General features: G+C 61.3%; 23 protein-coding genes. 11 read left to right on the top strand and 12 right to left on the bottom strand.

All coding sequences use genetic code 11. The annotated features are described in order from the left end of the window. The 8 genes from HII33_RS10000 to HII33_RS09965 all read left to right on the top strand — a co-directional run. Positions 1–840: LPXTG cell wall anchor domain-containing protein (locus HII33_RS10000; protein ID WP_179395650.1), on the top strand; the 840-nt coding region annotated here is incomplete at its 5' end. 94 nt (positions 841–934) lie between these two features. Beyond that, a complete protein-coding gene (locus HII33_RS09995) occupies positions 935–1,927 on the top strand; it encodes a glycosyltransferase family 2 protein (RefSeq protein ID WP_179395649.1) in 993 nt (330 codons plus the stop codon). Beyond that, a complete protein-coding gene (locus HII33_RS09990; protein ID WP_179395648.1) occupies positions 1,924–2,886 on the top strand; it encodes a glycosyltransferase in 963 nt (320 codons plus the stop codon). Before HII33_RS09995 ends, HII33_RS09990 begins: the two co-directional genes overlap by 4 nt. Then, positions 2,874–3,827, top strand: coding sequence for a glycosyltransferase family A protein (locus HII33_RS09985; protein ID WP_179395647.1), 954 nt, complete (start codon positions 2,874–2,876; stop codon positions 3,825–3,827). The genes HII33_RS09990 and HII33_RS09985 overlap by 13 nt, the downstream gene beginning before the upstream one ends. Positions 3,828–3,941: 114 nt before the next feature. Beyond that, complete coding sequence (locus tag HII33_RS09980) at positions 3,942–4,322, top strand: DUF1694 domain-containing protein (protein WP_179395646.1); 381 nt, start codon at positions 3,942–3,944, stop codon at positions 4,320–4,322. A 31-nt stretch (positions 4,323–4,353) separates the two neighbouring features. Continuing rightward, entirely contained in the window at positions 4,354–5,325 is a 972-nt protein-coding gene (locus HII33_RS09975) for a DUF2785 domain-containing protein (protein WP_179395645.1), read from the top strand. Positions 5,326–5,332: 7 nt separating this feature from the next. After that, positions 5,333–5,980 (top strand): HAD family hydrolase, encoded by a 648-nt coding sequence (locus HII33_RS09970; RefSeq protein WP_179395644.1) that lies wholly within the window; start codon positions 5,333–5,335, stop codon positions 5,978–5,980. Positions 5,981–6,244: 264 nt separating this feature from the next. After that, the gene (locus tag HII33_RS09965; protein ID WP_179395643.1) at positions 6,245–7,114 is read left to right on the top strand and encodes a helix-turn-helix domain-containing protein; all 870 of its coding nucleotides are present in this window, start codon (positions 6,245–6,247) and stop codon (positions 7,112–7,114) included. 79 nt (positions 7,115–7,193) lie between these two features. Here the strand turns inward: HII33_RS09965 and HII33_RS09960 are convergent, their stop codons facing one another. The 4 genes from HII33_RS09960 to HII33_RS09945 all read right to left on the bottom strand — a co-directional run bounded on the left by HII33_RS09960 (position 7,194) and on the right by HII33_RS09945 (position 10,246). Beyond that, positions 7,194–7,685, bottom strand: a complete 492-nt coding sequence (locus tag HII33_RS09960) for a glutathione peroxidase (RefSeq protein WP_179395642.1) — start codon at positions 7,683–7,685, stop codon at positions 7,194–7,196. Positions 7,686–7,735: 50 nt separating this feature from the next. After that, positions 7,736–8,233: a universal stress protein gene (locus HII33_RS09955; protein ID WP_179395641.1), complete on the bottom strand. Its 498-nt coding sequence runs from the start codon at positions 8,231–8,233 to the stop codon at positions 7,736–7,738. Positions 8,234–8,292: 59 nt separating this feature from the next. Continuing rightward, a complete protein-coding gene (locus HII33_RS09950; protein WP_179395640.1) occupies positions 8,293–8,568 on the bottom strand; it encodes a hypothetical protein in 276 nt (91 codons plus the stop codon). Between the two features lie 403 nt (positions 8,569–8,971). Beyond that, the gene (locus HII33_RS09945) at positions 8,972–10,246 is read right to left on the bottom strand and encodes a replication-associated recombination protein A (protein ID WP_179395639.1); all 1,275 of its coding nucleotides are present in this window, start codon (positions 10,244–10,246) and stop codon (positions 8,972–8,974) included. A gap of 94 nt (positions 10,247–10,340) precedes the next feature. On the opposite strand from HII33_RS09945, the gene HII33_RS09940 reads away from it, so the two are divergent. Beyond that, a complete protein-coding gene (locus HII33_RS09940) occupies positions 10,341–11,993 on the top strand; it encodes a hypothetical protein (RefSeq protein ID WP_179395638.1) in 1,653 nt (550 codons plus the stop codon). Between the two features lie 174 nt (positions 11,994–12,167). Here HII33_RS09940 and HII33_RS09935 read toward each other — a convergent pair whose 3' ends face one another. Beyond that, positions 12,168–12,617, bottom strand: coding sequence for a YueI family protein (locus HII33_RS09935; RefSeq protein WP_179395637.1), 450 nt, complete (start codon positions 12,615–12,617; stop codon positions 12,168–12,170). A gap of 49 nt (positions 12,618–12,666) precedes the next feature. Between HII33_RS09935 and HII33_RS09930 the strand changes: the two genes are divergently transcribed. Beyond that, positions 12,667–13,263 carry a DUF1054 family protein gene (locus HII33_RS09930; RefSeq protein WP_179395636.1) on the top strand — a complete coding sequence of 199 codons (597 nt, stop codon included), beginning with the start codon at positions 12,667–12,669 and terminating at the stop codon, positions 13,261–13,263. Positions 13,264–13,320: 57 nt separating this feature from the next. Here HII33_RS09930 and HII33_RS09925 read toward each other — a convergent pair whose 3' ends face one another. The 4 genes from HII33_RS09925 to HII33_RS09910 form a co-directional block, all read right to left on the bottom strand. Next, the gene (locus HII33_RS09925) at positions 13,321–14,202 is read right to left on the bottom strand and encodes a TMEM175 family protein (protein ID WP_179395635.1); all 882 of its coding nucleotides are present in this window, start codon (positions 14,200–14,202) and stop codon (positions 13,321–13,323) included. Between the two features lie 64 nt (positions 14,203–14,266). Further along, positions 14,267–14,884, bottom strand: coding sequence for an isochorismatase family protein (locus HII33_RS09920; RefSeq protein WP_179395634.1), 618 nt, complete (start codon positions 14,882–14,884; stop codon positions 14,267–14,269). A gap of 133 nt (positions 14,885–15,017) precedes the next feature. After that, a complete protein-coding gene (locus tag HII33_RS09915; protein ID WP_179395633.1) occupies positions 15,018–15,356 on the bottom strand; it encodes a hypothetical protein in 339 nt (112 codons plus the stop codon). A gap of 391 nt (positions 15,357–15,747) precedes the next feature. Continuing rightward, positions 15,748–16,173, bottom strand: a complete 426-nt coding sequence (locus HII33_RS09910; protein ID WP_179395632.1) for a nucleoside-diphosphate kinase — start codon at positions 16,171–16,173, stop codon at positions 15,748–15,750. A gap of 109 nt (positions 16,174–16,282) precedes the next feature. Between HII33_RS09910 and HII33_RS09905 the strand changes: the two genes are divergently transcribed. Further along, a complete protein-coding gene (locus HII33_RS09905) occupies positions 16,283–16,981 on the top strand; it encodes a glycosyltransferase family 2 protein (RefSeq protein WP_179395631.1) in 699 nt (232 codons plus the stop codon). A 6-nt stretch (positions 16,982–16,987) separates the two neighbouring features. Here the strand turns inward: HII33_RS09905 and HII33_RS09900 are convergent, their stop codons facing one another. Genes HII33_RS09900 through HII33_RS09890 form a run of 3 tightly spaced genes read right to left on the bottom strand, consistent with a single transcriptional unit; the run spans position 16,988 to position 21,412 of the window. Continuing rightward, positions 16,988–17,791, bottom strand: a complete 804-nt coding sequence (locus HII33_RS09900) for a class C sortase (protein WP_179395630.1) — start codon at positions 17,789–17,791, stop codon at positions 16,988–16,990. After that, the gene (locus tag HII33_RS09895) at positions 17,778–19,235 is read right to left on the bottom strand and encodes a pilin N-terminal domain-containing protein (protein WP_179395629.1); all 1,458 of its coding nucleotides are present in this window, start codon (positions 19,233–19,235) and stop codon (positions 17,778–17,780) included. The genes HII33_RS09900 and HII33_RS09895 overlap by 14 nt, the downstream gene beginning before the upstream one ends. Beyond that, positions 19,232–21,412: an MSCRAMM family protein gene (locus HII33_RS09890; protein ID WP_179395628.1), complete on the bottom strand. Its 2,181-nt coding sequence runs from the start codon at positions 21,410–21,412 to the stop codon at positions 19,232–19,234. Before HII33_RS09890 ends, HII33_RS09895 begins: the two co-directional genes overlap by 4 nt. Positions 21,413–21,568 lie beyond the last annotated feature (156 nt).

Raw genomic sequence — 21,568 nt, 5'->3', positions numbered from 1 at the left:
ACCGGCGACAAAGGCGAGACCGGCGACAAAGGTGAGACCGGCGACAAGGGTTCAACCGGCGACAAAGGCGAGACCGGCGACAAAGGCGAGACCGGCGATCCGTCGCTCACCTTGCCAGTAACTGAAAATGAAACAATCACCGTCACGATGGTTGGGGATCCGGTGTACTATGATCCATCTGGTGACTACACGCCGACAGATGGTGGTCGGACGGTCATCACGGTTGCCGGTTCGCCGGACCCTGTCTACTATGATCCGTCAGAGGATGACTCAATGACACAGCCGGGTGAACCTGGTGAAGTCGATGGCGGTGAAACGCAGCGGACGGTTGCCGGTTCACCGGACCCTGTCTACTATGATCCGTCAGAGGATGACTCAACGACGCAGCCAGGTGAACCTGGTGAAGTCGATGGCGGTGAAACGCAGCGGACAGTTGCCGGTTCACCGGACCCTGTCTACTACGACCCGTCGGAGGATGACTCAACGACGCAGCCTGGTGACGTTGACGACGGTGGGGATCCGCAGACGGATGACAATCAGCCTGGTCAGCCGACTGAGCCAAGCACACCAAGCGCTACTGGTGATCAACCGCAAGATCATGATGGTCGGACTGGCAATCAACAGCCGACGACGCAGGGCCCGCAGCTTATGGCGCATGTCACACCGGGCGTGTCAACTGCAGGTGCTCGAACGACCAGTCAAGATCACGCAACGTTACCACAAACTGGTGAACACACCGACAACGAGTTGATCGCTGCAGGTGTTGGTCTGACGATCATGGAAGCAATGGCAGCTTTCGCAGTTGCGAAGAAGCGCCGCGACGATGAAGCGTTGTACTAAGCTCACGGTGAAGTGAGTCCCGAACGAGCTGCTACCCTCAGTGATATCAAGGGTGGGCAGCTTGTTCATACATATGAGAAGTGAGGCGTTAGCCATGGAAAAACAACTTTCGATCATTATGCCGTTTCGTCGTGAAACGATCACACAGATTACGCGCATGTTGACGAGTTTAAATAATCAGATCGGCGTGGATTGGTCGACGATCGAAGTTTTGCTGGTCGGCGACGGGGTCGACCGCCTGCCGGCTGAAGTCACCGCGTGCTTGTCTCAGACGTCCGCACGGCAGGTGACCTATCGCCCGAGTCGTGGTGCAGGTGTTGCCCGGCAGGTCGGGATCGATCAGACCCGTGGGCGCTACGTGATGTTTCTCGATGCCGACGACGTTTTGGCAGATGTTTTCGTGCTTCGCGATATGCTACAGGTCGTGGCGACGCAAGCCCATCAGCTGGTCATCGCGCGGTACACGAAGCAACGCCGCGTGGGGCAAGAGTTCCACTACGAATGCTCAGCGGCGCATGATTGGAAAGCAGCGTATGGCAAACTGTACAATCGTGCGTATCTGGTTGCGAGCGGGGTGCGCTGGTTACCGGATCTGCGGATCTTTGAGGACACCTACTTTGTTGGCTGTGTCTGTGAGTTGGCGACGGATATCTCTTATCTGGATCGGTCGGTCTATGTCTGGCTCTGGAATCCGGTGTCGACGGTGCGGCGTGACCATCACGCCTTTGACCATCAACTTCACGACTGGGCGCGTGCGAATCAGGCTGCACTTGCGGTGATGCACGCCCAAAAACCACAGGTCTGGTCGCGTGATTTTGACACCTACATGGCGGATCTTTACTTCCGCACTCGGCAATATGTACCGGCGGATGTGCCCGCCTTTCGTGCGGCGCATACACGCCTACTGGTGGCCAACCGACAACTCTGGAACCCGTCGGCGAAACAACGGATCTGGGCGCGGATCAGCGAGCTGGCTCAGCCAGGCAAGCGTTATGCGGGGGCCGCAGTGGACGGGGTTGAGCGCTATCTGAAGGCACAGGATCAGATTCTGCGCCTGGCATTCGAAGAATCGAGGGGACAAGCGTGAGCCGACCATGGCTAAGCCTGATTATTCCGTATCACCTGGCGTACGGCGCGGACCTCGAACGTGCGCTCGATTCGGTGATGGCGCAGATCGGGATCGATCTGACCGCGATCGAGATCTTATTGGTCAATGATGGTGGGCCGGCAGCCCCTCAGCGCCTTTTGACGCGCTATCCCGTCCGTCACTTGACGTTGACGACTAACGCTGGGGCCGGTGTTGCCCGCCAGTATGGGATGGATCAGGCGTGCGGCGACTACCTGATGTTCATCGATGCGGATGATCTGTTGGCCAGCCCAATAGTCTTGAATGCCTTCGAACGCGCTGCTCGTCAAGCCCCGGATGTGATCACAGCCCCTTTTTGGCAGGAGGTCAAGGATCAGGGCATCACGTACATCCCGCATGCAAGCATCGATCGGTCTGCTGCGTACGCGAAGGCGTACCGCCGCGCTTACCTTGACGCACTGGGGTTGCGTTGGCATCCCGCCTTGCGGGTCTATGAGGACCTGTACTTCGTCAGCCTTGCCGTGGACCTGGCCGCAACGGTCGCGACGCTGACGCAGCCCGCGTACATCTGGCGCCTGAACCAGGCCTCGACGGGGCGCCGTGATCACCACGCGATGGCGAGTGCGATGGAGGTCTGGGTCGAGGCGCAGCGCATGCGCCTGCAGTTTTTGCGGACGCATGCGCCGCAACGGTGTGGACATGACTTTTACGAGTGCCTCGGGGACGTCTACGTGCATGCTCAAATTTATCCCCCCGCGCGCTTGAACGCGGTTCGGCGTCAGGTTAGACTATTATTAGTTGAAAACATTGAGTTTTGGCGGCGACCGGGCGCGGCACGCCTGGTGCAGGCGATCGCGACTCGGCGGCTCCAAAACCGCCGACTGCAGTGGCCAGCGCTATCGCTGGCCGGATTGCCCGCGTACACCGCGTGGCTGGAGGAGCAAGCATGGACAAGCTAATCAGCATCATTATCGCGGCCGATTCGGCCACTGCGGCCGATCTCAGTATCCCGCTGTCCTCACTGAATAACCAGCTAGGGATCGATTTTCGCCAGGTCGAGGTGATCTTGATCGATAACGGGCGCTACCAGCTGGATGATTTAGAGCCGCTGCGGCTGTTCAATCACTTGAAGTTCCGCTACATCAAGCCTGCACGAATCTGGTCTTGGCCGGCAGCCTTGCAGCAAGGGCTGATGATCGCCACGGGGCAGTTCGTGATGTTCATGGGGCCGAATATGCAACTGAACCAGATCGACGTCCTGCAGCGCTTTTTCACGGTGGCTCGGGCCCATCCTGAGGCCCAGTTGCTTGCCGGCACGTTGCTGACGCAGCAAATGGCCCCGACGCGTGAGGTGACCTATCAGGTCGACGAGACGACCCGTTTGCTGCGTGGTCGGTGGTTCAACCGGGCGCTACTGATGCAGGCACAGATCGCATTCGAACCGTTCGGCGACTATACCGAGGAGTTAGTTGCGCGTCTGGCGGAGGCCGCGGCGACTGGCCACATACAGCCGGTGGACGTGATCGCGTGCGCGCAGTTTCTCGGCCGAACGGTGTCTGAAGCGGTGTTGGCGCCGGTCGCACGCGCTGTTACACCAGAGTGGGTCCGCATGATGGACCGTTACTTCACGCAGCTGAAGGCGATCGCGCCGGCAACTTACGCGAAGGCACTCGCGCAGTCGATCATCCGCTTTTACACCCAACTGGCCCAAGCCAAACCCACGGATCGTGATGCGATGCTGGCGCTGATGGCCAACTTGGTCGCGCATCACGGGGCACGTTGGGATGAGATCCAGGTGCATATCGATGAAGCCCGACTGGCCGACCAGGCGCCGCGTGCGCCGTGGAACAGCGAGCCTGCGCGCTTTGACGCCTACCTCGCACGGATCGCTGGCCACTAAAGCCACCCTAAGACTTCTACCCACAACCTGGGTGGAAGTCTTTTTGGTCGTCGGCGTCGGGTTTGGGCGCTTGCACAGAGTTTGGTATAATGAGGCCGAACGGAGGGGTTGCAGATGACAGACGATCTGAATCAGTTCATCAAGGCCAAGGCGCTGGGGATCCCCACGTTGCATCCGGATGAGAAGCGTGCTTTTTTGGGTAACTTTCGCGATCGGGTCGCCATGGCCGTTACGATCCGCCAACTGCACGATCCACGCGTGATGGCACTGCTCGATCAGGTGCTCTCGCGGTATCCTGGCTACCGGATCACGCTCAACGGGCGCATGATGCCACAGATGATCGAAGCGTACATGAAACAGGCACTTGCGCATGATTATCCATTCACGATCATGGCGCAGCCAGGCGTGCGCATCAAGCGGGACGCGCATGCAGATGACTTCGGTTGGGTCTTGGCCCATCCGACGGATAAGATCACGCGGCCGATCCTCTTGTGAGCGGGCGCGGACTGAAAGGAACGATGAACAGATGACGGAAGAATCACAACGCGTGCGCCAACAGATGCAGGGGCTGCGCGACGGCCTGCTGGCGGGCAAGGTGTTCACCAAGCTGCCCACGGCGATCGCAGGCGTGATGGCTGGTGTCGCACGTCAGAACCCGACGCCCGTGGTCCTGCCCAGCGACGATATCCGTGCTCTCGCGCGGATCCAGACCATCAGTTTGCGGATCAAAAACGACAAAGAGCCAGCCGTGAGTGATGAGGAGCTCGCCTTTTTGGTCGATCACTTAGCGAGTCGCAACCCGGCCGTTCGGGATAAGGGGGTCTTTTTCCTGATGAGCGACTTGTTCCAGGCGGATGCGTTCACGGCCGCACAGGTCCGCTGGTTGTTCGACTGGTTCCAATCGGAAGACGTGCTGTTTGCCCACATCCTTGAACCGGAGAATGACGGGGTCTTCCAGCGAAGCTTCGCGGTAATGCTCTTGTCTGGACTGGTCTATGCCGACCTGAATCGGTATCACTTGCTGGCGCAGGCCGATTACCAGCAGTTGCTGGTCACCTTGGCCACGTATGTCGTGCTGGAGCAAGACGGCCGTGGTTATGTGCAGGGGGCCGGGTGGGCCCATGCCTACACGCACATTGCCAACCTAGCCGACGAGCTGACGCAGGTGCCAGTGCTGACGCGCGGTGAAAAAGTGTTCCTGATGGCGACGATCTTTGAAGGCTGGCAGCGCAACTCGGATGCGCTGGTGTTCGGTGAAGATCAGCGCGTGGCGAGCTACCTTGTCAACCTAGCGGCCAAGCATCAGTTCTTTGCGGAGTCCCAGGTGATGTGCTTGACTGCGTGGCAGAACCGGTTGAAGGACATGCGGCCGCAAGAGACGCTGGCGTTTTGGAACCGCTGGTACAACCGCTCACGGTTGCTAGAAGCACTGCTGATGCGGGCGGACCTCCCGAAGGTCGTTGTCGATTATCTCCAGAAGATTATCGACTTATATTGAGGTGATGATGGTCGAAGCAGTGATTTTTGATATGGACGGCGTGTTGGTCGACTCCGAGCCGATCACGCTTGATGATCGGCTCGCTTACTTTGCGCAGATCGGCCTTGAGCTGACTCCCGCACAGGTGGCGGGGTTGATCGGCCGGAACCTCGGGCAGACCTGGCCGGCGCTTCTGCCTGATCGCCCGGCAGCGGTGTACGCGAAGCTGACTGCCGGCTATCATGCTTTTCGGCGCGCCCGGGCACTGGATTACGGCCAGATCGTCGATCCCGCCGCGCGCCCGCTGATGCAGTGGTTGAAGGCACACGGCCTGCGTGTGGCGATCGCGTCTGCCTCAGATCAGGCGCAGATCGCCCAGATGGCGGCGCAGACGCAACTGGCACCGTACCTGGACGTGATCATTTCAGGGCTGGACTTTGTCCGCTCCAAGCCGGACCCTGCGGTTTACCAAGCGGCTTTGCGGGCACTCGACCTCAACGCGGAACAAGCGATAGCCGTCGAGGATTCCCAGATCGGCATCCAAGCCGCCCGCGCGGCCGGGTTACGGGTCGCCGCGGTGCCGATCCGCGACCCGCGCTTGCAACAGGATCAATCAGCGGCGACTTGGCGCGTCGCAAGTCTGAGTGCGATCACGGCGTTGGTCCAGACCAGCTGACCCTGTCATGACAGTTCGATGAGAGTGGGTTCGCCTTAGTGTGAGGCGGCTCGATCCGATCGTTGCCGAACCTCGGTGACGATTTTTTTGATGGGCTTGTCATGCGATTCACATATATTATTAAGATAAAATGATTTATATTATCTTGTTAAATGACTAACTTTCAAGAAAAGTAGCCAAAAATCATAATGTTAAGTATAATATCGTTATGGAAAAGAGTGTGTAAGCGACAGGCCCATTCGGCCGATAGAGGGAGTGGAACAGATGCAAAAATCACAGCCAGCGCTTCGCATCTTGGGTGAGAAGGTGCGCTATTACCGCAAGCTCAAGGGGCTGTCACAAGCCGAGTTGGCAAAGGGGATCTGCACGCAGGCGACGATCAGTCTGATCGAGAAGCGCAATAAGGTGCCGAGCATGAACATCCTGCTGCGCCTGATCAACCGCCTCGGGATCTCCCTGGAAGACATTGTGATCGAGAACCATAACCATATTCAGCGCACGCTGAATGAGGTCGATACCCTGATCCGCCACGGCGACTATGTCGAGGCCGGCGAGAAGCTGAAGCAGGTCCGCCAGGCACGGCTGAACGGTGAGGAGGAGACGAAGCGCTACTTTTACTATCAAGGGATGGTCGAGCTGTTCGTCAACCGCGATCAGGATGAGGCGATCTATTACTTCGGGCGCGTCTTGAATCCGCTGACGGTCAATTATCGCGATCTTCCGGCGATCATGGCGACGCTCGGGCTCGGGTTGGCCTACGCTGAGAAGGGGACGACGGAGCGGGCACGGGTGTATATCGATGAGGCCCTGCGCTTATTGAAGCAGATCCCGTTGACCGAAAGCCGTTACCTCGATATCGAGCTGACGATCTTCTGGCACATCGCGCGGATCTACTATGAGTTGGGGGAATACACGGGCGCGCTACAGCACATTCAAAACGGGATCGCGATCGCGGTGAAGCACGATAGCCTGTTTCTGCTCGACGAGTTGTACGCGTTGCGTGCGCGGTCGCTGATGAAGCTCGGTGATGCCAAGGCCCCCGAAGCGTATCAGATCGCTCTGGCGCTGGCCCGGGTGACGCAGAGCGATCAACTCGTTAACGCCCTGCAAGCTGAATTGGTCGCCGCGGGATGACGCGCAAAAACGCCTCCTTGCCCACCACGTCTAACGTGGTGGGCAAGGAGGCGTTTGATCTAGGCGCTTGTGTTGCCGGTCAGTGAGACGCTGGTGCGGCCAAGGCCGCCTCGATGGCGGGGATCATTTTCTCAGGCGCCGTCTTGGGTGCGAAGCGGGTGACCGTTTGGCCGTCGCGGTCGACGAGAAACTTGGTGAAGTTCCACTTGACTGTCTGGCCCAAGGCCCCAGGGGCGGCCGCTTTGAGCCAAGCAAAGAGTGGGTCGGTCTGTTCGCCGTTGACGGCGAGCATCTGGTGCATCGGGAAGGTCACGCCCCATGTGGTCCGGCAGGCTTCCGCCGCTTCCGCGCCATTCGCGAGTTCTTGGTGAAACTGGTCGGACGGAAAGCCTAGGATCACGAGGCCTTGCGCCTGGTACTTGGCGTATAGGGCCTGAAGCTGTTCGAACTGTGGGGCAAATCCGCACTTGGTCGCCGTGTTCACGATGATGATCGGCCGGCCGCGATAGCGCGAAAGCGGGTAGGTCGTTCCGTCCTCCAGGGTCGCGGTGAGCGCGTAAAAGTCTGACATAGTGAGCCTCCTATTCAAAAAAGGACCGCACAAACGCGCGGTCCCAGTGGTCAATCTTCTGCTTGTGGGCGGGGCTTCTTGGTCGAGGCGAGCGCTGGCTGGTTGTTCAAGTCGGTGCGGACGACAAGCACGTCACACAGCGCGTTGCGGGTGACGTACTCCGTCACGCTGCCGATCAGCAGGCGTTCAACGGCATTGAGGCCGGTCGCACCGATCATGATCAGGTCGATTGCTTTTTGCTTCGGGACGTCGCGGGCAATGATCGTCTTAGGCGCGCCGTATTCGATGGTGTAAGACACGTCCTGCAAGCCCGCCTTGTGGGCCTGTTCGATGTAACCATCCATCGTCTGCTTCGCGGTCTCGGTCACTTGTTCGACCATGGCGGAATCGAAGCTTGAGACATTCTGGAAAGCACGGGTGTCGACGATGTGGATCAAGAACAATTCACTGTGGTTGCGTTTGGCGACGGCGACGGCCTTTTGGAACGCCAGCTCAGACTCGTATGAGCCGTCGATCGCGACTAAAATGTGTTTGTATTGTTGGAGCATGTCAATCACCTCTTTACCTTAATTGTAACCGATTGACGGGCCAAAAGAAACGGTCCCGCTCAACCCAGATACTTCGGGATCATCAGCCCCAGCGCCGTGGTGATCAGGGCGGCGAGGATCAAGGCGACGATCTGCATCCCGCCGATGCCGGTAGCTGCGGCCAGCCCGGCGACCACCGCGCTGGCAATGAACGCAAAGGCGAACAAGGTGAGGTCGTGGCGCACGTTGGCTGGGACTTCTTTGAGCGTCAAAAAGCGTTCGTGGCGGTGGTTCAAGAGGTACAGCGCTAAGACGAGTTGCAGGAGCGCAAAGCAGATAAATAGTGACGTGATCAAGGTGAGGGTCCTTTCCGTATCTGAGGTTAAGTTCATTATACCGAATAACCATTGGTGGTGCACGACTGTCGCAGGCTGTGCGGCAGTCGACAAAAAAAGCCGGCATTTGCGCCGACTCCAAGTCATGACTTTATGAAAGGCTAATTGGTGCCGTTCTCTTCCCAAATCGTTGAAACCCGCTGATTAGCAAGTGGGCCCAGACGACGACCGCGTTAGCCGTTAAGTGAGATAACAGCACGGCGACCGCCACTTCCAGTCCCAAGGTCTCGAAACTGTTCGGTCAACTGATAACAGGGAAGCGCGCACACCTTAGGTAACTTCCATGGTTCTATCCTAGCACGCTTGTGGTGAATGTGCAAGAACAGCGCCTCGTCTAAGCGCGTCGTGGCGCGCTTGGAACCGCTCACGAGCCCCGTTGCATCTGGTGGAGCTGCTCGAGGCGCTGCGCCAGTGCACGTTCGTAATTACCGGTGGCCTTGGGCTGGTAGTAGCGCACCTGTCGCAGTTGGTCTGGCAGGTACTGCTGCCGGACCCAGCCGCCTGGATAGTCGTGCGGGAGCTTGTAGCCCACCCCATGGCCGAGGGCGGCCGCCCCTTGGTAATGGGCGTCGCGTAGATCCGCTGGGATCGGGCCGCTCTTGCCCGCGCGCACATCTGCGAGGGCGGCATCGATCGCAGTGATCGCCGTGTCGCTTTTGGGGGCGAGACACAGGTCGATCACGGCGTTGGCTAAGGGGATGCGGCCCTCCGGTAAGCCAAGGCGCTCTGCGGCCTGGATCGCGGTCAGCGTTCGGTTAGCCGTCTGGGGATTGGCCAGGCCGATGTCTTCGTATGCGATCACAAGCAGTCGCCGCATGATGCTGGGCAGGTCCCCGATTTCGATCAGGCGCGCCAGGTAATGCAGCGCAGCGTTGACGTCAGAGCCGCGAATCGATTTTTGAAACGCCGAGATCAGGTCGTAGTGCGCGTCCCCGTTGGCATCACCGTCGAGCGCGCGCTGTTGGAGGGATTGGTGCATCACGGCGGCGGTCAGGGTGATGTGCCCGGCGACTTCTGGGGTCGATAAAGTGGCCAACTCGAGTGCGTTGAGTGCGCTTCGCAGGTCGCCGTTGGTCGCGGACAGCAGGAACGTGCGTGCGTCTGGGTCTAACACGACGGGGTACTGCCCAAGCCCACGCGTCTGGTCTGCCAAGGCGCGGTCCACCGCCTGGCCGATATCATCTGCGGTGAGCGGGAACACTTGGAAGATCTGGGTGCGGGACCGGATCGCCGGGAGGATGCTCATGTACGGGTTCTCTGTCGTTGCGCCGATCAGCACGATCCGACCTGACTCAAGGTGCGGGAGCAAGAAGTCCTGTTTCGTTTTGTCCAAGCGGTGGATCTCATCCAGCAGGAGGATCACAGTTCCGCTCATTTTGGCCTCTTCTGCGACGATCTGAAGTGATTTTTTCGTGTCGGTCGCGGCGTTGAGCATGCGAAACGCGTACTTAGTCGACCCGGCGATCGCACTGGCGATGCTGGTCTTGCCTGTGCCTGGCGGCCCGTACAGGATCATCGAGGATAGGCGGTGCGCGGCGACCATGCGCCGAATGATCTGGTCTGGCCCGACGAGGTGCGCCTGACCGACGACTTCATCGAGGGTCGTCGGGCGCATCCGGTAGGCGAGGGGTTGTTGCATGTGGGCCACATCCTTTCTCCTTTCAAGTATACAAGTCGCCCGGCACAAGTCAAAACGTGGTAGGCTATCTGTAGGTCAAAATAGGAGGATGAGTATGGCAACGATGTGGCAACAGGTGGTCGACCTTGGGTTGACCCCGCTGATCGCACAGACGCGATTGCAGGTGACCCTGACGTTTCCTGGCCCTGGTGAAGGGCCTCAAGGCGCCTACATCACCCACACGGCAACGCATGTCACGGTCACCACGGATGCATCGGCGGACACCGTCGCGCTGACCGATCAGCTGGCGGCGCTTTTGGCGTCAATGCCAGCGACTGCGCTGAGTGTGCCGCAGGTGACCGTCGCCTTGCAACTCCCGGAGGGCCTGTTTGAACGCTTGTACGCTACAGGCGCCTCGGCCGCTCAGGTCGATTACCTGACGTTTCGCAACACACTGTACCGGCAACTGGCCGTGGCGACCGCACAGCATCGTGACGCGCTCGCTGGGGCATGGGGCAGTCAGGCGGCGCGCCCTGAGGTAGCCCTACAACAGGTCCCAGGACACGGGGCGCGCCCGATCGCGGCGCTGCGCGTCGGCCAGTTGGCGGCACTGGCAGGGGCGACTGGCGTGACGCCTGCCGCCTTGACCTGGCTGCAGGCGTTACCGTGGTTCATGATGACGGCCCCGAGTGGCGGACTCGTTGCGGGAATGGCGGCGTGGGGTGTCGCAGCGCCTGTGATGACACTGGCATCGGGTGCGCCCACTGCACTGGCGGTCGATCCGCTGGTCGCGCCGCTGCCCGGCGCGGCCGCGTTGAGCCGTGAGACCCAACTGCTACTGATCGCGGCGTACCGGACCGGCTTACGGGTGCGTGTCCTGGATGCTGACCAGGAGTTGATCGAGCTGACAGATGGGGCGCGCGTCGAAGTGGTCCAAGGCGGGTCGTTGACCGCCTTGGATCCGGCTGTCGCGATTGCGCTGACTGACCGCAAGCAGGCGCAGAAAATGCGACTGGGCGCCGCGGGATTACCGCTCTCGCGTGGCACGGTGTACCACACGTGGGCAGCGGCACAGGCGGATTTTAAGCAGGGCCTTGCGCACAAGAGCCTGGTGGTGAAGCCTAATGCCGGACACGACGGCCAGGGAGTCAGTGTGTTCCCCCTGCCACCGACCGCGGCCGCATTCGCGCACGCCTTCGATGTGGCGGCCACCTTCGGCGATGTGCTCGTCGAGCTCTTCGCGCCGGGGACAGTGGTGCGTTGTGTCGTCGTGGCCGGACGGGTCGTTGCGGCCTTGGAATGCGAGCCCCCCAGCCTCGTTGGCGACGGCCGACAGACGATCGCCGCGTTGGCCCAGCGGCGTGGGGTGAGTCTGGATGCTGACGCGGTCGCGACATTGGCCGCACAGGGCGCTGACGAAGCGACTGTGCCCCTGCGTGGGCACGAGGTGCGCTTGCGCGGACACGCGCGCGTGACCGATGGCACAACGATCGATGTGACCGACGAGCTGGACGACAGCTACCGGAACTTAGCCCTTGCCGCCGCCACCGCGCTTGGGGTGCAAGTGGCGGCAGTCGATATGGTCTTGGTGAACCGGTATCAACCGTGGACGGCGGAACACCCAGAGCTGGCGAAGGTCCTCAGCGTCAGCTTACAGCCGCGCATGGCTCCGCACTTGACGCCGACGATCGGGTCACCCCGGGCCGTTGCCCCCAGCGTGGTGGCGGCGTTGTTTGGGCCAACGACTCAAAAAAAGCCTGAGACGTGACCATAATCACGTTCCCAGGCTTGGGCCCGACGCATCCAGCTGCGTGATGCGCCAAGGGCCGGCGCTGAGCGTCCGACGCCAGGTCCAAGGGGGTTACCTAGCGCGGGTGACGCGATCTGTCAGCCCTCAGGAAGGCCTTCTGTCACCATCCAAGCTGACCTTTCATTGCGCCGTTCAGTCGAAGAAGCGCGCAAAGAACCCTGTCGGTTTATCCTGATCTTGCGGCTTGGGTGGCGTGGTGGTGAGACGGATCTCTGACTGCTCGATCGCCTGGTCGCTGGTGATCAGCGCCCCACAGCCAGTCGCGGCTTCGCTGGCGGTCTCATCATTGACTAGCGTGAACGGAAAGTCGGCTTGGTTAGCGGCGGCCATGAACGGGGCCGTGAGGGCGGGACTGAGCTTGCCATTCAGCAGGAGCTTGAAGTGCGGGTCACCACGATGTGTGGCGATCGCGCGCTTGACTGCGGGCAGCGCCGCGGCCGTTGTCATCTCGTCGTTGGTGATGAACAGCGCTGCGCGCTCGCGCAACGAGCCAAGGTAATGCCGGCGTTCGTCCGGGTTCGTCTGCGGAGCGCCGTAGAGACGGTTGTTCAGACGGGTTTGTAGATCATCTTGATCTGCCATGGGGGACCTCCAGAAGAGTTTGCCTCAAGTATAGCATAGGAGTGATCAGGTGTTTGAACGTGAAGATTTTGCAGTATTTGAAGCGCCGACATTGCCCGGGCGTCTGGCGTTGATCCGCCGTGACCTTGACCCCAAATTCGAGCAGGCTGGCCAGCAGCTGGTGGCCCAGTTGGCGGCTGCTGGCGTGCCGGACCAAACAGTCCACATTGCCAAACACTTAAGGCGGTACAAGTTTCCGCCGCCGGACACGTGGTTGGCCCTGTCCGCCTCTCACCGGGGATATAAGATGGTCCCGCACCTTGAATTGGGGCTATGGGATGATCGCCTGTTCCTGTGGCTGGCCCTACTTGGGGAGAGCAAAGCTCACGCGTGGTCGTTGGCGCCGTTACGCACGCCAACGCTCAGTTTGCCGGCAGGATTCGAGTTGAGCGGCGACCACACGAACAAGGTGGCCCACCCGCTGACGGCGCGCGCATTCGATGCACAGGTTCACCGCTTCGAGACCGTCAAGCGCGCGGAGTTTCTGATCGGGCGAACGTACCTAGCCGACAGCTCATGGTTCGATCATCCGACGCAGCTCTGGGCCGACGTCCAGGCGCGGGTGCAGGCGCTGGCGCCGCTATACCAGCAGTTACTGTGTCAGTAAAAGGCGTCTGGCCCTTCCACGATTGGGGAGGGTCAGACGCCTTGTTCACTTGCGTGGTCATTGGCGCTGATGCTTGGCGTGCAGGTGCTTATAGGCCTCGAACCACCGGCGCATCTCCGCTTGCTGTTCCGGTGAGGACTGCGCGAAGCGCGTGCGGATCATCTGGCGGCGCTTGGGGTCAACGTTTTGATCCAGCCAGTTCGACCAGTTGCGCGGTAACGGCTCGGCGCTGGGCTGGGCGGCCGTTGGTGGGGTGCCGGTCATGATCGCTTGGTGCGCCTTGCGAAAATCACGCCGGCCTGCTGCGGACAGCGACTCATAGTCCTTTTGCTGCTCAGCCGGCAAGCTGGCCGCATCGGACAGTTGCTGGCGTGCGTCGGCACTCAGCACGAACATCAAGATCGGGTAGGCGAGGTAAAACAGCATCGCGATATGTGGCTGAAAATACGCGACGACCAAGGCGATCGCGCTCCAACCGCTCAACGCGAGGTTGGCGTCGCCGTAGATCTTGGTGTACACCCGCTTCATCTCGGCGCGGTCCGTGTACTCGTGGTGAATGATCGCACGGGCCAGCAGGCGAAACAAGAGGTTGACGAGCAACTGCAGTCCGCCGTACAGCAGGACGGACCAGCGCGTCGTGTTGATCGCCATCATGTCTGTCATCAACGGCATCAGGGACAGCGGGGCGAGGAAGATGAGGTCGAGCAGCAAGATCCGGTACGTGATCGTTTCGATCTCGGCAAAGGCGGTGGCGTGCTGGTACCACATATTCGCCACGAACAGAAACGAGATCAGGAAGATCCCGACGCTTTTGCCCAAGGCGAGGTAATTGTTGAGGTTGTCGTGCAAGACGGGGGGGATGTTCAACACCATGATCGTGATAATGATCGCGATGATCGCATCCGAAAAAGCGTCCAGGCGCGTTTTGAGTTTCTCCATACAAGTGACCTCCATTGATGGAAGTATTGTACGCGTTCTATCGGACGCCGGCAAGCCATTCCCCTCAGAGTTGAACGAATTGACCATTCGCGAGCAGCAGGCGAACAAAATCGGGCACCGTCTCGGTCCGGTTCCAGTCGCGCTGCCACTCACAGGCGAGCTGGGCGTTCGTGACCAGTTCACCCCCGGCCTGCGCGATCCGGCCCAAGGCGGTCTCGTGCGCGATCACGCTGGTCCCGCCAACCGCGTCGACGACCGGATGCACGTGGTACTGCTCCCGCAGTGCGTCCAGGGCCGGGAAGGTCAGGCAGGCTTCGGTCCATAAGGCAGCCATGACCAGGTGGGTGCGCTTCGTCGCGCGGACCGCGTTGACGAAGCCCTGGTCTTCCCAGGCGTTGATACTGGTCCGATCATAGCTGGCCGTCGGGCCGAGGACCTGGCGCAGCGGGGCGATCGTATCTTGGTTGCGTCCAGTCGCGACATTGACGGTGGACACGATGATCGGCACCGCAAAGGCTTGGGCGAGCTGGATCGTCATCGTGATGTGACGGATCAGTGTCGGGTGGGGGATCGACTGGATCGATTCGATCTGAGTGGGTTGGTAGTCGATCACCAGCAGGACGCTGTTTTCTGGGGTCAGCAAGGGATCCGTCAAGGGGTCCCGTCTTGGTAAACTTGTCATCGTATCGCCTCCTAAGATGCCCTCAGTGTAGTCGCGCGTGACCCAAAAAGCGAGTGAGACGACTCGACAGGCGTCACACACAAAAACACTCGCGAAAAGCGCGTCGCGGGTGCGCACCAAGCCGATCTGAGGGTCAGAACTTGATCTGGTGGGTGGTGATGAGGTGGCGGATCTGTGTCTGAACGGCCATCAATGTCCGGTGTGCGTCGGCCTGAAAGTCGGTCACCAGCGCCGCCGCGATCGTGGTCGTGTCCTGGTAAGCGGTGGCCCCGACAGGATCAGTGATGTGTAGCCCGTGTTCAGTCAGGTGCGCCGTCAGATAACCACCTTCGAAGCCTTCGTCGAGAAGCTCCTGGATCCAGTTTTGCAAGCCGAGCCGGATGATCGTGTCCGGGTCGGCATCAGTCCCGTTGCGCTTGGCCGCCTCGACGAGCGCGGCGACTTGGGTCATTGATTCTGGGATCTCATGCATGGCTAACGCCTCCTTAGGTCTTGCCGCGAGTATACGCGCATTGGCCGCAAAACGCGAGGCAGATGTTGCACCAGTTGGCACCGGCACGCGTATAATGAGGCCGACCACCAAAAAAGGTGCACCGCTCGACCCTGAATCGAGCGGTGCACCCTAAAAATTGTCTGTCAAAGCGAGATCGTTAGCACGGATAACACAAGACAAGGGATAGTTTAACATGAATGCGGTTACGCGTCTAGTGAAATCGCTTGTGTTCATAAAAAAATCTCAATAAAGCCGCTTTCCTGCCCGACGGGTGCGCGAACGTTCGGTGACCTAGCAGCCCTTGATGGTGCAAGGTTCGGGGTGGCTGATGGGTCGCCCTTTCGGTGAGGGCTGCCCTAAGCGCCTGAGATCAACGCAATTCAGGGAACCAGATGGCGATCTCTCGCTCAGCGCTGGCAACGCTGTCGGAGCTGTGAACGACGTTTTGGATCGGGCCTGGGCCCCATGCGCGGCCCCAGTCGCCACGGATCGTTCCCGGAGCGGCGGCGGCCGGATCGGTCGGCCCGGTCATCAGGCGTACACTGTCGATGATCGTCACGCCCGAGGCCACGATCGCCACCATCGGCCCGGACTGCATGTAACGGGCGATCCCAGGATAGAAGGCTTCATTGACGAGTTGGTGGTAATGCTGTGCGAGTTGATCGGGCGTCGCCTGCACCAGTTTCAGCGCATCGATGGTGAACCGTCGGCGTTCGAGCCGTGCGATCACATCGCCGATGTGTCCCGCGGCGACCCCATCGGGTTTAACTAATATCAGTGTTCGTTCTTCGGTCATGATTGCCTCCTGCAACGTCACCAATTGGTCACGTTTGATTATCATCATGATTAGTTTACACACTTGAGGCGATTCTGACCAGTGGTTTCTGAAAAACGGAGGAAAAGTGATGAAACTCACCTTAGTGGTTCCAACGTACCAGCTGGGGGCGTACCTGCGCCCGATGCTGGCCACGTTGACGCAACAGACAGCGCCTTTTGAGCTCTGGTTGGTCGATGATGGGTCGACCGACGGGACCGCAGCACAGGCGGCTGCGTTTGCTGCACAGCGCCCAGAGGCACACTTTTACGCCTTACGGCAGCACCAAGGGGTCTCCGCCGCCCGTAACTACGGGCTGGCGCATGCGACTGGCGACGCGATCGCCTTTGTTGACGGTGACGACCGGTTAGCGCCGACGTTCGTTGAGACGCTCGTGCACGGGTTCGCGTTAGGCGTCACCGCGGTCAGTGTCGGGTATCGGTGGTTTCGGACCACGCCGGTGCGCGCACTGGCATGGCAGACGGTCGATCAGGCGACCATGTTCGGTCAAGTTGCGCATCACGGCACCCAGATCGGTGGGTACGTCTGGAACAAGGCGTTTGCTCGTAGCGCGATCGGGGCCCTGCGCTTCGACGAAAGCTTGCCGTTGGCGGAGGATTACTGGTTCACCGCCAACTTTGTTGCTAATAGTGTCGGTCCCTATGCCTACTGGCCGGCTAGCCTGTATGACAAACGGAGTCGGCCGAACAGCACGATCCATACGGCCAGCTTTGAGGCGCGTCAGACGGAAGCACGGGTATTTGAGCGGATCCGGGCGTTGCAGCCGTGACCGAACTCATGGCCGCCGTGTGTGGCCTGCGCGCGCTCGAAGCGCCAAGCCCCCCAGCGTGCAACCCGTGATCACCAGGCCAAGCAACAAGCACCAGTCGGTTTGCCGCCGCCTCGCCAGTGCGTGCTGAGTCGCCGCTTGTGTGGCTGGCGTGGTCGCGGTGCGGCGGCCAGTGACCAGTAGCCGGTGGGTGTTTTGCATCAACGGGGTACAGGTCAACAGCGTGACAAGGTCCTGTCCATGGCGCAAACGCACCGCATCGACCTGCTCTGGGCGCACCACCTGCAGCGCGATCACGCGGTAGGTCATCGTCTGGGGGCCGACTGTCACGCTGAAGCGATCGGCCACCTGCAGGCGATCGAGATGGGTGAACAGTGGCTGGCCCGGCAGGCCGTTGTGCGCCGCGATCACACTGTGCGTGCTCGGCCCACCGAGGGGAAAGCTGGTCCCAGGCACCACGCCGGCCCCTTGGGCCAAAAGCGCAGGGGTGGTCGCGTCGAAAAGCGGGATCGCAAGGCCGAGTCGGGGGATGGCGAGGTGGCCGATCAGATGAGCCGTGAGGTCGCCGGCACCTGCGAACCGTTGGGTGAAGTCAGGTGCGTTAGGGACTAGGCCGTTGGCGGCCAGCTGCGCATTGCGCGTCTGCTGGGTGGCGCGGGTGCGGGCAACATTTTGACTGGCTCGCGTGCGGTCTTGGGCCAAGCGGTACTGGGTGACCAGGTCATTGACCGCACTGGCGACCGGTGCGTACAGCAGCAGGAGCACCCCTAACCCCAACAAAAGCCAGGTCAGGCGGTCAAGCCGCCGCATGCTTGCGGCGCTGGCCAGCACGCGCCAGCCCAGCGCTGGTGAAGGCGAGGCCCAAAATGACTAGCGCCCCTGCCGCCAGTGACCCGGTGGCCGGCGGGACCCCAGTGGCCGGCGCCTGGCGGATGGTCAGGCGCGTCAACGCAGCAGGACCAGGTGTCGCGACCGCGATCGTCACGGGCGTGGGGGCTTGGCGACGCACGTAGCCGCCTGGCGCATGCGTCTGTTGGAGCTGGTAGGTCCCGGCGGCCAAGCCGGCCAGCGTGAGTTGACCAGCCTGATCAGACGTGAAGGTCGTGGCCGTAACGGGTTCGGTCACCCACTGGAACCCAGTCGCGGTGCGTTGGGCGTAGACGGTGCCATCGTCGGCTGCGCGGCTGAGCAGGTACTGGGCGTCGGCCAGCGGGCGTTGGTCAAAGGCGTCAATGGTCGTGACGACCGCGCCACCGGACTCGACTGCCCCGCTGGTCGCAGTCAGCGTCGTCGTGTCTGTCCCCAGCTGGAAGTGCGCCATGAACGTGGTGGTCAGGTCCTGGTAGGCAAGGGCGTCAGGGACCACTATCACCGTGTAATGAAGGGTCAGTGGCTGACCGGCCTGTTCGGTCAATTGGCGCCAGGCCGCCGTCATGCTTGGATCGATCGTTAGCCGATGGGTCTGCGCGTCAAGGGTCTGTGCCGTCAGCGGGACGGTCAGTGCCTGACCGTCAACGCTCAGGCGCATGCTGTCGGGGATGATTCGCAGGCCTGCGTCAGCGCGTAGATCGAACGCGAGCTGGCGGTAGTGCCATTGACCATCCCCCTGCGCGTCGAGGTCACCAGGTAGCGTCAAGCGGGCGATCGCCTCGATCTTGAGCCCGGCGGGCACACTGGTGAGCTGCCCGGCTGTCAGCGGCTCTAGGCCCGCCACTTGCAATTCGGCGGTCATCGTGCCCACCTTGGGGTATAACCGATACTGCGATTGTAGCGGCGTGGCTTCGAGGGGCAATCCGAGGATCGTCGGGACGGCTTTTTGTTGACCCGCGGCGACGACCGTCTGCTCGAATAGATAGACGCGGTACAGGCCGTCTGACTGCGTCGGCAGTGTCGCAAAGCGGACGATGCCGTCATCGCCGGTCGAGACTGGGGCCCCGACCGGTTGACCCGACGTGCGCAAGTCATCCCAGTGGTGGCTGATCGTTAGCAAAGCGGCCACGTTGCTGGTGGATTGACGGGTCTGGTTGAAAAGCGCGGTGATGTCATAGGCCTGAAAAGTCGCGTCGGCGCTTGGTAAGGCGTCCAAGGCGGGCAGTGCCTCACCGGAGTTCACGATCGGACCCTGCGTACTGGTCAGCTTGGGCACTAGGTCAACGGTGATCGTGGTCGGCGCGGCTGCGTGGGTGACTAGCCGCGGCAGGGCCCCTAAGGTGAGAAACAGAAGCGTCAGGGCAAAAGCGAGTCGTCGGATCATAATGAACCTCCTTTAGTGAACGAACGAGTGATCAGCAGGCAAGTGGCCAGTAGTAGGGTCAGCAGGCCAGCCCAGAAACTGATCGCGGCCGAGCCACCGGTCTGCGGCCAGCGCAGAGGGGCGACGGGGCGCGCGTTCAGAGTGAATGTGAGTGCATTGGCCGTGCCCAGCGTAGCCGTCATCCGGTAAGCCGCCTCGGTCAGGTCTGTGCCGCTGTACCGAAGATCGCGCAGTGCGCCGTTGGGCGTCAGCGTGAAGTGAAATTGCCCCTGCAGGCCCGGCTGATCAGCCGGTGCGGTGACTTCTTGCAGGACGTAGTCGCCGGCAGTCAGGCCGGTGAATGAGGCGTTAGGCGCGGACTGGTCCGTGCTGGCCGCGTGGGCGTCTGTCAGTCGCCAGACCGCGCCGTCGCTACGGGTCAAGTTGAGCCTGAGCCAAAACGGGTCGAGCTGGAGCATCAGCTGGGTCGGCTCAGCTAAGTCGCTTGTTAAGGCCAGCACGCCGTTGCGGGCAGTGACCGTGAAGGCCAGGGGGGCCGCGCTGAAGCCGCTCGGTGCGACCACCGCGACCTGGTAGCGGCCGTAAGGGAGCGGCGTTGCCAGGATCTGGCCGTTGGCCTGGAGCGTCGTGGCCCTTGTGATCGGCGGTTCACCGGTGTTGGTCCGGGTGATCGTGACCAGTTGCTTCGTCAACGGGCTGTGATCAGGGTAGTGAACGGCGAGGACGTACGGCAGACGTAAGGGCACCGCCGTCGTGGTGACTTCGCGCGTGCTGGACGTCAGTGAGAAGCGGTCGGGTGCCGTCGTCAGCGATTGGACCTCGGTCGGCTCGGCGTAAGTGATCAGGATCCGGTAAGTGAGCGAGGCGTTGTCTGCATACAGGGGCGCGGTGAACGTGTGGTTGAGCCCGGCGGTCGTCAATGTCTGGTCTGGTTGCCAGCCGGTCGCAGTCTGGTGCGCTAGGGTCAACGTCACGGCGCGATCCGCCTCCCAAGGGTTAAAATCAGGCCACTTGATGTGCCAGGCGATTGTGCCCATCGCTTGGGTCGTTGCGATCGCGGGCTGCGGCAGCGACCACTGGGACGCACCGATGGCTAGCGTGCTGCGCGTCGTCACCGGTGCCGGTGTGCCATCGGCGGCGTACGTGCTCAGGAACACCGGGTATTGGATCCGGAGGCCTTCCATTGCTGTGAGCGCCGGGAGACGCAACTCGAAACCGGTCGGTGTGTAGGTCACGCGCGCATCGGCGCGACTGGTGGTGGTCGGCGTCACCGTGTGGCTCGCAGGCGTCAGCTGCAAAGCGGTGAGCTGAACGTCGGTGACTTTGCCGGGGCGTAGCACGCGCTCGGAGAGGATCTCTTGCAGCACGATCGGCGTTGGTGGCTGTACGGTGGCTTGTTGCAGCGCTTCGAGCACGCGCGTGGCCAGCGCCGCCTCGGGGGTGCCACTGAGCGGCGGGGTCAGCGGGTCAAGCCGGCCGAGCGGTCGCCAAGTGATCTGGGCGGTCGCTAACCCTGCGGCCACCCCTGACGCGATCGGTGGCCCGACCGTCGTCCCGAGCGAGAAGATCAGCCGTTGTGTATTCGGGCGTGCGTCGGGGGCGCTCAGAAGCGCTCGGGCGGTAGCGAGGGCCGCGTCTTGCCACTCGGGGAGCGCGGGAGCAGGGGGCGTCTCCGCAGCAGCTGTCAGCAGGGTCATTGACAGGGTGGGGGCAGACGTTAGCGGCAAGGTCACGCCTGTGTCGCCGGCGCGAAGCACGCCCACCCGCAGATCGAGCGTGGTCAGGTCACGCAACACCTCAAACGTCGCGCCGAGCTGGCTGAGCGCAACGTCTGGGTCGACCACGAGGAGGAGATCCACAGCTGGCGGTGGGGCCGCGGCCCCGAGCAGATCGAGGGTGACTAAGACGTTCGCCCCCTGTTGCTGCAGCGTTTTGCGGGCGTAGCCCAAGGTCTGCTCGCCGGCGGTGAAGGTGTGATACCCCTGGCCGCTCCACAGCGTCACCGCCGGGAGGGTCGGGGTGTTGCGGGTGTAGTCGAAGTTGTGGAGCCCATCGACCAATGGGTATAGATCAGGCGGTGCGCCAGGATCGTAGAAACCGGGGATCTCAGCCGCTTGAACGGGCTGAGGGCCGGACCCCAGTAACCACCAGACGAGCAGAAACCAGAATTGGCACATTGCGCTCACTCCTTTGTAAAGTCGCATCAGTATTGATTACGCAGGAGGGGCCGGTTGGCCCTCACCGCATGAAAAAAAGGCCGTGCGTCGTGTTGCGCGCATGCGGCCGTGCGTCGTGCCTCGAGTCGATCCCGGGCGGCGCCGGGCGACCCAACT

It is taken from the genome of Lacticaseibacillus absianus, assembly GCF_013407595.1.
Lineage (GTDB): Bacteria > Bacillota > Bacilli > Lactobacillales > Lactobacillaceae > Lacticaseibacillus > Lacticaseibacillus absianus.
The sequence above is the reverse complement of the archived record's forward strand: the minus strand, read 5'-3'. Positions and strand labels throughout refer to the sequence as shown.

What these genes read in the sequence shown, in the direction of transcription:
- HII33_RS09995 (WP_179395649.1), top strand. Translation starts at nt 935, where the DNA reads ATGGAAAAACAACTTTCGATCATTATGCCGTTTCGTCGTGAAACGATC.
- HII33_RS09985 (WP_179395647.1), top strand. Translation starts at nt 2,874, where the DNA reads ATGGACAAGCTAATCAGCATCATTATCGCGGCCGATTCGGCCACTGCG.
- HII33_RS09980 (WP_179395646.1), top strand. Translation starts at nt 3,942, where the DNA reads ATGACAGACGATCTGAATCAGTTCATCAAGGCCAAGGCGCTGGGGATC.
- HII33_RS09975 (WP_179395645.1), top strand. Translation starts at nt 4,354, where the DNA reads ATGACGGAAGAATCACAACGCGTGCGCCAACAGATGCAGGGGCTGCGC.
- HII33_RS09970 (WP_179395644.1), top strand. Translation starts at nt 5,333, where the DNA reads ATGGTCGAAGCAGTGATTTTTGATATGGACGGCGTGTTGGTCGACTCC.
- HII33_RS09965 (WP_179395643.1), top strand. Translation starts at nt 6,245, where the DNA reads ATGCAAAAATCACAGCCAGCGCTTCGCATCTTGGGTGAGAAGGTGCGC.
- HII33_RS09960 (WP_179395642.1), bottom strand. Translation starts at nt 7,685, where the DNA reads ATGTCAGACTTTTACGCGCTCACCGCGACCCTGGAGGACGGAACGACC.
- HII33_RS09955 (WP_179395641.1), bottom strand. Translation starts at nt 8,233, where the DNA reads ATGCTCCAACAATACAAACACATTTTAGTCGCGATCGACGGCTCATAC.
- HII33_RS09945 (WP_179395639.1), bottom strand. Translation starts at nt 10,246, where the DNA reads ATGCAACAACCCCTCGCCTACCGGATGCGCCCGACGACCCTCGATGAA.
- HII33_RS09940 (WP_179395638.1), top strand. Translation starts at nt 10,341, where the DNA reads ATGGCAACGATGTGGCAACAGGTGGTCGACCTTGGGTTGACCCCGCTG.
- HII33_RS09935 (WP_179395637.1), bottom strand. Translation starts at nt 12,617, where the DNA reads ATGGCAGATCAAGATGATCTACAAACCCGTCTGAACAACCGTCTCTAC.
- HII33_RS09925 (WP_179395635.1), bottom strand. Translation starts at nt 14,202, where the DNA reads ATGGAGAAACTCAAAACGCGCCTGGACGCTTTTTCGGATGCGATCATC.
- HII33_RS09920 (WP_179395634.1), bottom strand. Translation starts at nt 14,884, where the DNA reads ATGACAAGTTTACCAAGACGGGACCCCTTGACGGATCCCTTGCTGACC.
- HII33_RS09915 (WP_179395633.1), bottom strand. Translation starts at nt 15,356, where the DNA reads ATGCATGAGATCCCAGAATCAATGACCCAAGTCGCCGCGCTCGTCGAG.
- HII33_RS09910 (WP_179395632.1), bottom strand. Translation starts at nt 16,173, where the DNA reads ATGACCGAAGAACGAACACTGATATTAGTTAAACCCGATGGGGTCGCC.
- HII33_RS09905 (WP_179395631.1), top strand. Translation starts at nt 16,283, where the DNA reads ATGAAACTCACCTTAGTGGTTCCAACGTACCAGCTGGGGGCGTACCTG.
- HII33_RS09900 (WP_179395630.1), bottom strand. Translation starts at nt 17,791, where the DNA reads ATGCGGCGGCTTGACCGCCTGACCTGGCTTTTGTTGGGGTTAGGGGTG.
- HII33_RS09895 (WP_179395629.1), bottom strand. Translation starts at nt 19,235, where the DNA reads ATGATCCGACGACTCGCTTTTGCCCTGACGCTTCTGTTTCTCACCTTA.
- HII33_RS09890 (WP_179395628.1), bottom strand. Translation starts at nt 21,412, where the DNA reads ATGTGCCAATTCTGGTTTCTGCTCGTCTGGTGGTTACTGGGGTCCGGC.